At 66.4% G+C, this 277-nt stretch carries 1 protein-coding gene; it reads right to left on the bottom strand.

The genetic code is table 11. The features are described 5' to 3' along the window. Positions 1 to 230, bottom strand: a 230-nt coding sequence (locus F0L68_RS45710) for an ATP--guanido phosphotransferase (RefSeq protein ID WP_223199626.1), incomplete at its 3' end; no start/stop codon positions are given. Between the last annotated feature and the right edge of the window lie 47 nt (positions 231 to 277).

Raw genomic sequence — 277 nt, 5'->3', positions numbered from 1 at the left:
GCCTCCGTGTGCTCGCCGCGCGTGCCGCGGACCTGCAGGTGGTACTTGGACGCCACCTCCTCCAGCTTCTTCTCCGCCGCATCCAGCTTCCGCAGCTTGATGTGCACGGGGGCGCGGACCGTGGTGCCCAGGTTGGTCGGGCAGAACGTGAGGAAGCCGAGCCGGTCGTGGTGCGAGAACGGGATCTTCTTCTCGATCTCGTTGTCGGCGGTCCCCAGCCTCTTGTACACCTGCTGCAGACCTTGTGTACGACCAGCTGGTCGGCGCCGGATGTGGC

It is taken from the genome of Solihabitans fulvus (genome assembly GCF_008386585.1).
GTDB lineage: Bacteria > Actinomycetota > Actinomycetes > Mycobacteriales > Pseudonocardiaceae > Solihabitans > Solihabitans fulvus.
This window is presented reverse-complemented; position numbering and strand designations above follow the sequence as displayed.